Origin of the sequence: Chryseobacterium flavum, from assembly GCF_003385595.1 — a bacterium.
Taxonomy (GTDB): Bacteria; Bacteroidota; Bacteroidia; order Flavobacteriales; family Weeksellaceae; genus Chryseobacterium; species Chryseobacterium flavum.
On sequence record NZ_QNUE01000014.1, the window covers coordinates 18,376 to 32,709 of the forward strand.

General features: G+C 33.9%; 13 protein-coding genes and 1 tRNA gene. 11 read left to right on the plus strand and 3 right to left on the minus strand.

The genetic code is table 11. From position 1 onward, the window contains the following. Positions 1–12: 12 nt before the first annotated feature. The 11 genes from DRF59_RS15815 (at position 13) to DRF59_RS15855 (ending at position 12,149) form a co-directional block, all read left to right on the plus strand. Positions 13–1,458 carry an MFS transporter gene (locus tag DRF59_RS15815; protein ID WP_115962322.1) on the plus strand — a complete coding sequence of 482 codons (1,446 nt, stop codon included), beginning with the start codon at positions 13–15 and terminating at the stop codon, positions 1,456–1,458. A gap of 94 nt (positions 1,459–1,552) precedes the next feature. Beyond that, positions 1,553–2,509, plus strand: coding sequence for a DUF3810 domain-containing protein (locus DRF59_RS15820; RefSeq protein ID WP_115962325.1), 957 nt, complete (start codon positions 1,553–1,555; stop codon positions 2,507–2,509). Between the two features lie 766 nt (positions 2,510–3,275). Next, positions 3,276–3,464, plus strand: a complete 189-nt coding sequence (locus tag DRF59_RS15825) for a TIGR04139 family peptide modification target (protein WP_115962328.1) — start codon at positions 3,276–3,278, stop codon at positions 3,462–3,464. Between the two features lie 83 nt (positions 3,465–3,547). Further along, entirely contained in the window at positions 3,548–4,438 is an 891-nt protein-coding gene (locus DRF59_RS15830; RefSeq protein ID WP_115962330.1) for a hypothetical protein, read from the plus strand. Between the two features lie 2 nt (positions 4,439–4,440). Continuing rightward, positions 4,441–5,343, plus strand: coding sequence for a grasp-with-spasm system ATP-grasp peptide maturase (gwsG, locus tag DRF59_RS15835; protein WP_115962333.1), 903 nt, complete (start codon positions 4,441–4,443; stop codon positions 5,341–5,343). Then, positions 5,340–5,516 (plus strand): hypothetical protein, encoded by a 177-nt coding sequence (locus DRF59_RS20800; protein ID WP_157967464.1) that lies wholly within the window; start codon positions 5,340–5,342, stop codon positions 5,514–5,516. Before gwsG ends, DRF59_RS20800 begins: the two co-directional genes overlap by 4 nt. Continuing rightward, the gene (gene gwsS / locus DRF59_RS15840; protein ID WP_115962336.1) at positions 5,513–6,604 is read left to right on the plus strand and encodes a grasp-with-spasm system SPASM domain peptide maturase; all 1,092 of its coding nucleotides are present in this window, start codon (positions 5,513–5,515) and stop codon (positions 6,602–6,604) included. The genes DRF59_RS20800 and gwsS overlap by 4 nt, the downstream gene beginning before the upstream one ends. A 159-nt stretch (positions 6,605–6,763) precedes the next feature. Further along, positions 6,764–8,272, plus strand: coding sequence for a vitamin K epoxide reductase family protein (locus DRF59_RS15845; protein ID WP_115962339.1), 1,509 nt, complete (start codon positions 6,764–6,766; stop codon positions 8,270–8,272). 80 nt (positions 8,273–8,352) lie between these two features. Then, a complete protein-coding gene (locus tag DRF59_RS20805; RefSeq protein ID WP_157967465.1) occupies positions 8,353–8,517 on the plus strand; it encodes a bacteriocin-like protein in 165 nt (54 codons plus the stop codon). Positions 8,518–8,602: 85 nt separating this feature from the next. Next, the gene (locus DRF59_RS15850; protein ID WP_115962342.1) at positions 8,603–10,795 is read left to right on the plus strand and encodes a peptidase domain-containing ABC transporter; all 2,193 of its coding nucleotides are present in this window, start codon (positions 8,603–8,605) and stop codon (positions 10,793–10,795) included. A 55-nt stretch (positions 10,796–10,850) separates the two neighbouring features. Next, the gene (locus tag DRF59_RS15855) at positions 10,851–12,149 is read left to right on the plus strand and encodes an HlyD family secretion protein (RefSeq protein WP_115962345.1); all 1,299 of its coding nucleotides are present in this window, start codon (positions 10,851–10,853) and stop codon (positions 12,147–12,149) included. Between the two features lie 131 nt (positions 12,150–12,280). On the opposite strand, the gene DRF59_RS20810 is transcribed toward DRF59_RS15855, so the two are convergent. The 3 genes from DRF59_RS20810 to DRF59_RS15865 all read right to left on the minus strand — a co-directional run bounded on the left by DRF59_RS20810 (position 12,281) and on the right by DRF59_RS15865 (position 14,276). Further along, complete coding sequence (locus DRF59_RS20810; RefSeq protein ID WP_157967466.1) at positions 12,281–12,445, minus strand: hypothetical protein; 165 nt, start codon at positions 12,443–12,445, stop codon at positions 12,281–12,283. Positions 12,446–12,865: 420 nt separating this feature from the next. After that, positions 12,866–12,939, minus strand: a tRNA-Met gene (locus tag DRF59_RS15860). A gap of 44 nt (positions 12,940–12,983) precedes the next feature. After that, positions 12,984–14,276 carry a TlpA family protein disulfide reductase gene (locus tag DRF59_RS15865; RefSeq protein WP_115962348.1) on the minus strand — a complete coding sequence of 431 codons (1,293 nt, stop codon included), beginning with the start codon at positions 14,274–14,276 and terminating at the stop codon, positions 12,984–12,986. Positions 14,277–14,334: the final 58 nt, after the last annotated feature.

A 14,334-nucleotide genomic window follows, 5' to 3' on the forward strand; every position in this document is an offset into this window, starting at 1 on the left:
TTTCAATAAAATATGTCAAATTATTCTAAACAAACCAATTGGGGCCAATTCATTCCGTTGGTTACTGTATTCTTCTTTTGGGGATTTGTAGCAGCCAGTAATGATATTCTGATCCCGGTTTTTCAAAAAGCCTTCAACCTTTCTCAGACTGAAAGTATGCTGGTACAGATATGTTTTTATGTAGCATATACTGTAGGTTCTTTAATTTATATGATTGTCTCAAAAGGGCTAAAGCAGGATCTGATTAATAAAATCGGATATAAAAACGGTCTTATTATAGGACTTCTTATTTCTGCATTGGGAACTCTTTTATTTTATCCTGCTGCCAATATGCATTCTTTCCCGCTAATGATCTCAGGTTTATTTATTGTAGGACTCGGATTTTCTCTACAGCAGATTGTTGCTAATCCGCTTGCTATTGAAGTAGGACCTACGGAAACAGGGTCTCAGAGATTAACCATGGCTGGAGGAATCAATAATCTGGGAACCACAATAGGCCCTCTTATTGTTGCTTTTGCCATTTTTGGTTCTGCAAGTGCAGCCAATACAGAAGCGAGCATCGAAAGCGTAAAGACTCCTTATCTTATATTAGGGGCAGCTTTTGCTCTTGTGGCTTTAATGCTTAAGTTTTCTTCCCTTCCTGCTATAACGCCTACAAATGTAGAAGATACGGATGATACAACTCCGGGAGAACACAGAACTTCCGCATTCCAGTACCCTCAATTGGTAATGGGAATGATCGCTATCTTTGTCTATGTAGGAGTAGAGGTATCCACAGCCAGCAACCTTCCTGCCTATATGGAAAAAGGATTAGGTTTTGAGACCAAAGAAGTGGCTCCTTATATTTCATTATACTGGGCTTCATTAATGATCGGCCGTTGGACCGGTGCTGTAGAAGCCTTTGATTTCAGTGCAGGGTTTAAAAAAATCCTAAGGTTCTTAGCTCCTTATCTTGCATTCGGTGTATTTTTATTGGTGAACGCTATTGCCAAGCATGATCTTTCGCCTTTCTATGTATATGGCCTGATCATTATTGCTATGATTATCTGCGATATATTAAGTAAAGGAAACCCGGCAAGAATGCTTCTGATCTTTTCTCTGGCAGGAATTACAGCGTTGCTTATCGGTATGTTTACAACCGGAATGGTTTCTGTGTATGCATTTACCAGCGTAGGTCTTTTCTGTTCTACGTTATGGCCGTGTATCTTCGCACTTGCCATCAACGGACTTGGAAAACACACCAACCAGGGTTCCGGATTCCTAATTATGATGATCATGGGTGGAGGTATTGTAAGTATGATCCAGGGATATGTTGCGGATATTACAAATATTCACTTCAGTTATATCGTAGGGGTCATCTGTTTTGCTTATCTTGCATTCTATGCGATCCGTGTAACCGGAATCCTGAAAGCTCAGGGTATTGATCTTGATAAAATATCTAAAGGCAGTGGTCATTAATTTAACAAAAACAATATATAAGAAGAAGAGATTTTGGGCAGGTATATTACTTGCCCAATTTCTTTTGTTTTATGGTTTCTCAAAATCAAAGATAATGGTTTCCTTTTTTGAAGTTTTTTTTGAGCTTCAAAAAGAACCCCATCAGATATTATTCGGCTGGATCCCTTTTTCGACAGGAGATCTTATATACATTGTGCTGGTCATTGTGCTACTGTATTACCTGATCGCTTTATTCAGAAAAAAAAGCACGAATAACTCTGTCATAAAAATATTGATCATTGCTAATGTTTTCTATTTTAGCTATCAGATATTCTGGGGAATGTTATATTTCCAGACTCCGATCATTCAAAAGCTTGCAAGCCAGAAAGCTCCGGAATTGGGTAAAGCTAAAACGTTAGCTGTGAAATATCTGGAAAAATGTAAACAAAGCCGGCAGTTTGTACATGAAAACAAGAATGGTGTATTTATAATTTCTGATTTAAAATCAATACAACAGGAAATTCTTTATCAGCAAACTAAGCTTCCCCAATACATCTCAGGGAAAAGAGCTTCTCAGATCACTTCTATTAAGCCCAGCTTATTTAAAAATATAATGAGCTTTACAGGAATATTGGGATATTATAATCCGTTTACTGCCGAAGCACAGTATAACTCTGAATTACCTTCTACTTTTATACCTTTTACCGTTGCACATGAAAGCTCACATCAATTAGGTTTTGCAAGAGAACAGGAGGCTAATTTTGTGGGGTACCTGACAGGCATTAATTCCGACAACCCCGAATTAAGATATAGCACGGAATATTTTACCTTAAAGAGCCTTTTAAGATTTATTGCTGAACAGGATCCTGCGTTTGCAAAATCTATTCTCTCTGATTATTCTCCTGCCATGCAAAGGGATCGGTCGTATGAAAAAGCTTTCATTATCAAACACCAAAGCTGGCTGGATGAATTCTTTGGATTTACCAACAATCTGTTCCTGAAGAGTAATCAGCAGGAAGGTTCTGTTACGTATTCTTATTTCATTGATCTCCTTCTAAATTACGAAAAATAAAAACAAAAAAAAGAATCGTATCAGGCGATACGATTCTAAAAACACAAATGATGAAAAAAAATTTATTACCTTGACTTGTTCCCTCATTCAAGGCGATGTAAAAGTACGACATATTTTATAATTACAAAAACATTTTTCTCCTTTTTTAAAACTTTATGAAAACTTTATGATTTTTTAAGTTTTTTTGAGTCTAACACCTACTGTCAAAAATTCTAATCAACCATTAAAATAATACTACAACAACATTTAAAGCGTAGTTAATTTACAAAAAAATCAAAAAACTAAACATTTGTTTAGAAATATATTATTTGAATTATCACTCTATTTTCACACAAAAAAAGTTTGAGTTATTGTTTAAAACTAAAAAATATTTCCAAAAAAACATATCACTTTTTTCTTCATAGATTTCAACAATAAATTTTAAAATTTAATAAAAGTTGTGCTATCAATATTTAAAGATGATGCAAAAGATAAAGTTTCAGAAAGTTTATTTAAATTCTCGCTTACTAATCAGAGATTTCATTAGATAAAATAATAAATTACTGATTATTAATATTTTAAACACACAAATTCATAAATATAAGCCAATAGATTTATAAATATATAAATACAGTATTTTTTTTATGATCCGTACTTGTGTATGTTTGTCTCAGTAAAAACAAAGATTTATTTTTTGTATGTGTACAGTACAAAATGTAAATACCGCTGATCAGCAAAACCAAGTCATAGGTATATGACACCATATTAACATTTAAAAATTAAACAAATGAAAAACTTAAGAGGAATGCAGAGAAATTTTTCTTCTGCTGAAAACAAAAAATTACAAAGAAAAGAGTTAAAAGCAATCCAGGGAGGATACAAATATGTAATGACAGAAAGTGCTACATGTGCAGACAAAGAAACTTATGATGATAACGGTAATCGTTTATCTACTTTATATGTAGGAGACTGTTAATTACTGATCAATATTGAGAGGGGTTTCTCCTCTCTTTTTTACTCACAGTTTCACTTATTTTTTTTGTATAACAGAATAAGATCATGAGAAAAAAAGCTTTCAATTATTTATTCTATCTTACCCTTGTTAGTCTGTTTACTTTTTCTTCCTGTAAAAGCGGAGAGTATAATTATATTACATACTATAATAAAGTGAATAAAATTGACAGTATTTATCGTTTTCAAAAAGATACATTATCCGTCATAAAACAATACAATAAATTATTCAGGGAATATCCTCCGAAAAATCAGGAGCGTATTGAGGAATATGCCACTTATATAAAGTTGTCAGACAAATTCAATAAAAATTTTGGAGGGAAGAAAAGTCTTTACAAGCTGATTCCTTTGATAGCGCCCTTCAATAAAGAATATAAAAAATATTATTGGCTTTATCAGAAATATGGAATAGACAGCATAGAAGTTAAGCAGGAAATAGCTCAATGGAAGAAAGGTTTAAATAAAAAAATGGTGGACTCTTTTACCATTCTGTTTATTCGTGATCAGGAAAAAGATCGTTCGGATTCCGATTTAGTAAAAATCAATGATAAAAAAAATGCAGAACTCTTCAAATGGATTCTAGAAAATGAAGGTTATCCCTCTGTACAAAAAATCGGACTTTGGGGAAATAAAGGTGTTTTCATGCCAATGAGTGCTTTTCTCAGCCATATGTCTTTCTCAGATTCTTATCCTTATTTTGAAAAAAAACTACTGGAATATGTAAAAACCGGTGACTGCCCACCACATGATTATGCTAATATGGTAGACAGACATTATCTGCAGGTTCTTAAAAAAGATATTTTGTATGGGGTATATATCGGACATAACAACATACAGGACTCTATAAAGATCAATTCAAACCGTAAAAGTATCGGGCTACCCAGCCTCAAACATACCCGGGCAATTACCATTGATTTTTTCAAACAGCTAAAAAAATAAAAATGATTCTCATTATTTCCGGAAATAAAGAAATTACCACAACTGAAGTTATAAAATGGTTACTAAGAATGGGAAAAAACTTCATCCGTGTGTATGAGGATGAGATCTTTGAAATTAAAACAAAAGAAAAAAAAATTTATCTGGAAAGTTATAGAAACAGCTTTTTTATTGATGACATCACCAGCGTATGGTACAGAAGAGGAAAGTTAAAGTTTAAACGATTACGTTATGCGAATGAATCCATCAACCATAGCATGAATGAATATCAACACTGGTTGGAAGACTATATCAAAAAAACACTGGAATCAAAAAAACATATAAACAAGGAAAGCAATAGTGATGTAAACAAACTGCTTGTCCTTGAACAGGCCCGGAAAGTGGGACTGGACATTCCGGAATATTTCCTTGCAAGTAATACAGACCAGGTAGTATTGGGTAAAACCATTATCAAAACGATCGGAGGAAATCCCCGGGTTGAAGCAATCAGTAAAGACTCTTCCGGTATGATGTATACAACAGTCATCAATGAATTTGAAAAAGAAGATTTCTATATCACCTTTTTCCAAGAAAAAATCGAAAAGGATTTTGAGATCAGGAGTTTTTATTTGAACGGAAAAATATGGTCTACTGCTATTTTTTCTCAAAATGATGAACAAACCAAAATTGATTTCAGAAAATACAACAATAAAAAACCTAACAGGAATGTCCCTTATACCCTTCCTAAGAATATAGAGAGAAAAGTACATAGACTGATGCTTTCTCTGGATTTAAACTGCGGTTCACTTGATTTTATTAAAAGCGGGAATAAATATTATTTCCTGGAAGTCAATACAGTAGGGCAATTTTTAGGATTATCAGTAATATGTAACTATTCGTTAGAAAAAGAAATAGCTGATTATTTATGAAAAAAATCATTGCCAAGGAAAAACATAAACTTCCTCTCACCTATAAATATTTAGAGTTCGTAAAAAATAAAACCCGTGAGAAACAAACCAATTCAACTATAGAATGCGAAATATACCAGACCGACCAGTATGTAAAACTCAAACCTCCTAAATTCCTGACAAGGCTATTATGACATATTTCAATTTATTCAGTAATATTTTAATTACCCGCGGAGTAAACAGAATACTGATCTCTGATCTTCAAAGGGATACTTCGGAACTATATCCTCTAGAATTCCATGATATAATAGAGGAACTAAAAACCTGTTCTATTGAAGAACTTTTTAATCAATATGATACAGAATCCGGGAAAATTTTACAAGAATACCTGGATGTTCTCCTTGAAAATGAATATGGTTTCATTACAGAGAAAGAACGGGATAAAAATTTTCCTCCTTTGTCTTATGAATACCATGATTATAATATAATTTCCGATATTTTTATAGAGCTTGACAACCTGTCATCATTATACAAAATACAATCTTCAATAAATCATCTGACTGTTAAACATTTAACTATATATTCGAGAAAGCAGCTCTCTCTTGATGAGTTCTTAGATATAGAGACAATGTTTAAAAATTCGCCATTAGAAAACATAGAAATATATTCTCCTTTTCATTCTGAAATCAGCAATGTACTCATAGCAGAACTGAATAAACACACCTCGAGAATATATAACCTGGTATTTTATAATTGCAGTAATATACCTTTTAAGGGAGGAAAATTCGGATTTACCATACATTTTACCAAAGAAACTCTTAAAATATCATCGTGTGGAAAAGTAGATTTAAAATATTTTAACACTAACCTTCCAAAAGTTCTGGAAGCAATTAATCATAACTCGTGTTTGCATAAAAAAATTGGTATTGATATCGAAGGTAATATAAAAAACTGCCCTTTAATGGAGGAAAGTTTTGGCAACATTAAGTATAATAGTCTTGAAGAATCAGTAATCCGCTCCGGATTCAAAAAATACTGGAATCTGACCAAAGATCATATTGAAGTTTGCAAAGATTGTGAATTCAGATATATTTGTACTGATTGCAGGGCTTATACTGAACGGACCCATTTTGAAAAAGAACTGGATATATCTAAACCCTTGAAATGTGGCTACGATCCATATACCTGTCAATGGGAGGAATGGGCAAAAAATCCTCTGAAACAAAAAGCAGCTCAGTATTATAATTATAAAGACCGTACAGACAGGCGTTTTTTAGTGTGAAAGTTTTAAAGCTGAAAATAAAACTATTCAATATTTTCAAAAAAACAAAATACTGATATTCAAACCAAATCTACCAACAATAGTTTATATCTCACTAATAAAAGAAAAAAATTTTTGTTTTTTTTAAAACATCTGTGTATTTTAGTTAAAAATATTAATATGATTTTCGACAAGCTAATTAACTATCTTAAACTCGATAAACAGGAGTTTATTTTTCAGTTCAATTCTCATCCCAATTATCCGTCTGCATTAGCATTCAGCGATACATTAAATTTTATGGGTATAAAAAATGATGCCTATGAACTCGACAAAGAATACTGGGATGAACTGCCGGAAGAGTTTATTGCTATTGTTGAAAATTCTTTCTCATTAGTAAAAAAAACAGGAAATACATATTCTGTTTATTCCGAAAAAGCTAAAACACTGGACAAGGAAGAACTGTATAAAAAGTCAACAGATTTCGTTCTGTTGTTTGAAAAAACAGAAGCAGCAGAAAATAAACTGGTATTTAACTTTAAACCTGTTCTTTATTCTATTTTTGCAATCGTTCTTGTTTATTCTTTTCTGACTCAAAGTATATATGAAGCTCTTTTCAATCTGCTATCACTGGCAGGCGTTTATATTTCCATAGAAATTTTTAATCAGAAATTCGGAAATGCATCAGCGGTTATCGGAAGTATATGTGGTGAGGTATCCGCAACCCAGACCACAAACGCGTGCGACAAAATTATCAAACAGGATAAAACCAGTATTTTTGGATTAAAATTCTCTGATTTTTCATTAATCTATTTTACAGGACTTGCCATACTGGGACTCTTCCTTCCTGCAACGGCCTATATTGTTAAAGGCTTTACCTTTGTTTCAGTAATAGCTATAGGTTATTCTTTATATATTCAGGCTTTTGTAGAAAAAACATTCTGTAGAGTTTGCCTTTTAATTATTTCAATATTAGTTGCCCAGCTGATCATTGGTATTTTCTTTTTCCAGAACTTATCTTTTGGGTTGGGAGCTCTTTTACTTACCATTATTCTATGGGCTCTTATTTTTTCAGCAGTCTTATACTTCAATAATCTGCTGGAACAAAAGGAAAACCTTCAAAAATCCAATGCCAAAAACCTGAGATTTAAAAGAAACTATGAGCTTTTTAAAAGTCAGTTGTTAGAAAAGGAGAAAGTGGAATTCCAGGATAGCCAGACTTTTTCTGTCGGGCAAAAAAATTCCAGGCTTCACATTTCCATAGTTTCCAATCCATATTGTGGTTTCTGTAAAGATGCTCATAAAATAATGGAACGTATTCTTGAAAAATATCCTAATGAAGTTTCTGTACAAATGCGATTCAATTATATTCCTGAAAGAGCGAATGAAAAATATTCTCAACTGATCTCAGATTTCACACACATTTATAAAAATAAACCTGAAAAAGAGTTTCTTCATGCCGTAGAAGAATGGTTTGAAACCAAAGATGAGAATAAAATCAACGGATTGTCCGGAAGAGGAAGTGCAGCAGAAGACCTGACCCCGCTGGTATCAATGTCTTTGGAAAACAGTAATGCCGGATTGAGCTTTACTCCTATTTTTCTTATCAATGGTTATCAGTTTCCGGAAAAATATGACCGTGAGGATATTTGGTTCTTTATTGATGAATTAATAGAAGATGAGGATTTTTAATTTTATAATTCCCAATTAAAAATTTCACTATATTAGGAAAGAAAAAACAGTAACAGAAAACAATAAAAAACTAAAACTATATGAAAAATATAAAAAAAATCTCAAGAGAAAATCTTAGGATATTAAAAGGAGGAATCACCAGGGAGTGTGCCATGACCCAGGCATCAGCAAGCTATTGCGAGCCAAAGACAGAACTTCCGAAAGAAGGAGCTATAGACGCATGCAACAAATGGTGCTATTTTTAGTTATCATTTTATTGACTTACACTATTTTATTGAATAAAGTAAAAATGTCGTCAAATATGACGACATTTTATAATGAATATTAGTTTTGAAGAAATTCCCTTTTTATAAGCAACCAGATGCCAAAGACTGTGGGCCTACCTGCCTCAGGATTGTGAGCAAATACTACGGCAGAAGCATATCATTACAACAAATCCGCGCGCTGTCTGAAACCACCCGTGAAGGAAGCAGCCTCCTTGGGCTCAGTGATGCGGCTGAAAATCTGGGATTCCGGTCTATGGGTGTCCAGATTGATTTCAACACCCTTGCAGAAGAAGTTCCTTTCCCATGTATTGTACATTGGAATAAAAATCATTTCGTTGTTGTTTATAAAATAGATAAAAATAACAAAGTTTATATTTCTGATCCCAGTTACGGGCTGATCACATATAACCGCGACGAATTTATCAAGTTCTGGATCGGGGAAAATGCCAATGAAAATACAGAGGAAGGTATTGCCCTCATCCTTGAAACAACACCGTCATTTTTTCAGACTGAATTTGATATTGATGAAAGCAAAGCCAGCTTTTCCTTTCTTTCCAAATACCTTTTTAAATACAAATCGCTCGTCATTCAGCTTGCAGTAGGTCTCCTCGCAGGCAGTTTACTTTCACTGATCTTTCCGTTTCTTACCCAGAGTATAGTGGATGTCGGAATACAAAATCAGGATATCAACTTTATTTATCTTGTTCTCATTGCCCAGATCATGCTTTTCCTGGGAAGAATGGGAATTGAAATGATCCGAAGCTGGATATTACTTCATCTTTCTGCAAGAATTAACATTTCTATTATCTCTGACTTTTTCATTAAATTAATGAAACTTCCTATAAGTTTCTTTGATACCAGGATGACCGGGGATATTATGCAGAGAATTAATGATCATCACAGAATAGAACAGCTTCTCACCAGTTCATCTTTGAATACATTATTCTCATTGGTCAATCTAATCATATTCAGTATTGTCCTGTTATTTTATGATTACAGACTTTTTCTTGTTTACCTCATTGGTGCAGCATTATATATAGGGTGGATCAGCTTTTTCCTGAAAAAAAGAAAAGAACTTGATTATAAAAGATTTTCACAGGTTTCACAGGAACAGAGTAAAGTTATTGAACTGATCAATGGAATGCAGGAAATCAAAATGCACAATGCAGAGAAGCAAAAAAGGTGGGATTGGGAATTCTTGCAGGTAAAATTATTCAAAATAAGAATAAAGTCTTTAAGTCTGGAACAATGGCAATCTGTAGGAGGTAACTTTATCAACCAGATGAAAGACATCCTGGTGAGTTTCCTATCTGCAAAACTTGTTTTAAGTGGAAATCTTACCCTGGGGATGATGCTTTCTGTACAATATATTATCGGACAGCTTAACAGCCCTCTCCTTCAGCTCATTGACTTTATAAAACAAACTCAGGATGCTAAAATCTCTTTGGAAAGATTAGGAGAGATTCACGATAAGGATGATGAAGAAGATAAAAATGAACAATACGCAACCGATATTCCGCAAAAGGACATTGAAGTTAATGATATATCATTCAGATATATAGGTTCCGATGTTCCCGTTTTTGAAAATCTGAGTCTTACTATTCCGTATCAAAAAACAACAGCAATCGTAGGAGCCAGTGGTAGTGGTAAAACAACGCTTCTTAAATTACTGATGAAGTTCTACGATCCTGACCAGGGAGAAATACGGATTGGCAATACCAGCCTAAAAAATATTTCTCCAAGATACTGGAGAGACCATTGTGGAGTTGTAATGCAGGAAGGATATATCTTCAATGATACAATTGCAAATAATATTGCCGTAGGAGAAGATCATATTGATAAACAAAAACTGAGACGTGCAGTAAATATTGCCAATATCAAAGAATTTATAGAGAGTCTTCCCTTGAGTTACAATACAAAGATCGGAAATGAAGGTGTTGGAGTAAGTGGAGGGCAAAAACAAAGATTGTTCATTGCAAGAGCTGTATATAAGTCACCGGAATATATTTTATTTGATGAAGCAACATCCGCATTGGATGCCAATAATGAAAGGATCATTATGGAAAACCTTGAACAATTCTTTAAGGGTAAAACTGCCGTAGTGATCGCTCACAGACTCTCAACTGTAAAGCATGCTGATAAAATCATCGTACTGGATAAAGGAAAGGTTGTGGAAGAAGGCAGCCATGCTGAGTTGGTAGATCTGAGGGGAGAGTATTACAGGCTTGTCAGAAACCAGCTGGAATTAGGAAATTAATATCAGAATCTTAAAACTGTTTCTGCGGAAACATTGATGAAATTTTACTTACAACATGAAAGAAGACGTTTTAGATAATATTGAACTCCGTTCAGAAAGTGTACAGGATATACTGACACAGCCTCCACATTGGATGATCCGCTGGGGAAATACCATTATATTTGTTATCCTCCTGCTTATCCTTGTGATGAGCTACATTATAAAATATCCGGAATTTGTTCCGGCTCCCATTATTGTAACCTCTCAGAACCCTCCTGAAAAAATAGAGGCAAGAACCAGCTCCAAGATTGAGAAAATTTTTATCAAAGATCATCAGGAAGTTAAGAAAAATGATGTTCTCATGGTTATGCAGTCAACTGCAAATTATAAAGATGTTCTGGAACTGAAAAAACTGGTAGACTCTACCTCCCCGAATCAGCTGAGTTCATTTCCACTCGCGCTGACTTCAAGATTTAAACTTGGAGAGCTTCAGGGAGACTATAATAATTTTGCCAAAGCTTTCCAGGATGAACAACTTTTTACAAGGCTACAACCTTACGCTCCTGAAAATCTTGCGGCCAACCAAAGTATTCTGGAGAATAGAGGGCGGATAGCAACATTAAAACAGCAAAAAAATCTGGAACTGGCTAAATATGATTTAACCAGGAAAAGCTTTCAGAGGTCTCAGGAACTATTTAATCAAGGGGTTATTTCTTCTATGGAACTTGAAAGTGAAAAAATAAAATATCTTCAGGCTCAGCAAAATATTGAAAATCTCAACATTTCCATTTCTCAGATGGAAGAAGGCATTTCCAATCTGAATAAAACAAAAAGCGGTACTGCCATTAATACAGAGAAAGACAAAATCACCTATTCATCTCAAACATTGCAACTCTTTGAACAATTACGCAGATCCTTAAAACAATGGGAGCAAAACTACCTTGTCATTTCTTCTACGGATGGAGTTGCCAGCTTCCAGCAATTTTTTGGTGAAAATCAGTTTGTAAAGCTCGGAGATCCTATTTTATCCATTCTTCCTAAAAATAAAGAAAAATTAGTGGGAAGGATGTCTGTTCCTACTACCAATTCCGGAAAGATAGTTCCCGGTGAAAAAGTATTGATTAAACTGGACAATTATCGTTTCCAGGAGTATGGTATTATAGAAGGTAAGGTTCAGAATATCTCGCTGATCCCTGATGATAAAGGTAACTATTATGTAGATGTAATATTACCTAAAGGACTAAAGACAAGTTATAACCAAACACTTCCATTCGATAAAGAACTTAGGGGTAATGCAGAAATTGTGACCCAGGATTTAAGATTAATTGAAAGATTCTTCTACCAGATCAGAAAGCTGCTCGGATATCAAAGTTAGCCTTATAAAAAAAGAACCCGCATGTGCGGTTTTTTTTTTATCATTTTATTGGCCTGAGGAAAAAAAGCTTATTTTTTTAGGTTTTACTATTAAAAAGATAAAGCTATAGTCCGTAGGTACACTTGTTCCTATTACTGAAGCGTTCTTATGACAATCCATACTTTGTTTGCCCTGCGCGCATATGTCTCCATTGTTGTATTTGAGATCTGATTAGGTTTAATTCTTCCTTCCATCAATAGGGGCTGCTTGTTATTATTTTTATCTCTTACCGGGTTTTCAGGCCATTGAATGTTCACAAGCTGATAATACTGCCAGACCGATAGGATTACTAGCCCTTATCAGCTGCTGCATTTCGGCATTCAGCTTCTGAACTTTTCTGGTTGATCTTATTTACTTTTACCACCTGTATAGGCATATTCAACCTGTCTTTGACGGGAAGCGGGGATTGGTTGGGCTTGACTTTTGTTTTTGGTTTATGCTTTTTGATAAGTATCTTGCTATTTTAAAGCTAGAAATTACCAGTGAGTATAGAGTATATATTTCTACCCATTTTCTCTGTTCAATGAAAAATAGGGGTCTAAAAAAATCGTCATAAAATTGGCCCGTACCAGAAATGTTATACAATCCGAAATTGTAAGATTTGAAAATTGCAGAAAGAAAGCTGATGAATGTATAAAAGAAAAAAGGAAAAGTAATAATTACTTTTCCTTTTGTTGTAGCGAAGACGGGATTTGAACCCGTGACCTTTGGGTTATGAATCCAACGCTCTAACCACCTGAGCTACCTCGCCGTTTTGGTGGTGCAAATATAGAAAATATTTCTTTACTACCAAAATTATTTTAATTTAAAATATTCCAAAACATCTCCTACATGTTCTGGTTTGTTGATTATCTTATTGTTAGCATCTAAAATAAAATAGGTCGGAGTTGCATGAATATTATAAGTTTCTACATAAGTACTGTTCCAGCCTCTCAATTCCGAATCATTGATCCATGGAAAAGCGGCAATTTTTTTAGCATAAGAATTATGGTCTACATCAAGAGATAAACCGATAACCTGGATATTTTTAGACTTTAATTCATTATACTTTTCTAAAAGTTTTGGCAGCTCACTTTCACAATGAGAACATGTAGATGACCAGAACACAATAACCTTTTTATCTGCTTTTACGCCATAAAGTGATTTTGCCGTAGTATTTACCGGAGACTGAAATTTATAATCCGGGAAAGCAGCCCCCATTTCCACATTTGAATTAGATTTTAAGGTAGAAGCAAGCCTGTCTGTGATAGTACATTTAAGATTTTTAGCAAGACCAAGATATTTGTTTTTAAACTCATCCATCTGGTATGCATCAAAGATGTCAATCAGTTCTGATAATACGGTCTGTCCTCTTGGGGTTTCAACTTTTAAACGGCCTAAAAGCTTGTCTACAGAACCTGTTACGTTTGCATTACCTCCGGAGTTAAGATAGGCTACTAAAACCGGTCTGAGTAATGATGAACTTTCCAGCATATCATTAGATTTATCCAAAAAGTTTATAACCTCATCCTGATTTACCTTTTTTGAGGGATCTGATGAATTTCCCAGAAATTTATTATAATTGGTATTATAGTATGAAATAAAAGGGTGGCTTGCTGCATCAATGGATGCTGACATTCCTGACAGTCGTCCGATTTCAGCATTTAAAGCTTTTCCGAATTCAGTATTATCTTTATAATATTCCTTAATCTGGGTTAAGGCAGGAAGAATAAGTTCTTTCTTTTGAGAACCCTCCTGCTGCTTACTCATCAGATCATTCGCTTCATCAAGATAAAATACATCTTTGATTTTATTGTTCTGAATATCTAATTTAATATTGATATTCTTATTTTCAGAAATAAAATTAATAGTATTATTTGTACCGGGGAAATAAACTTTCATCATTCCCATATAATGGTTGGGATATTTAAAAGTCCAGGTATTATTTTTACTGTGTTCTTTAGTAACAATAATATCTTTTGATCCGTTTAATGTATATAGAATGGCATCCTGATCTTTAAAATCTGCGGGAGCCTGAACTGTAACTGTGAACTGAGCCTGCAGAGAAAATGCGGCTAAAACCGCAGATAATATATAAACCTTTTTCATATAGTAAAAATAAAAAAACTCCCTGACTAATCAGAGAGTTTATTATTATTTTAATAAA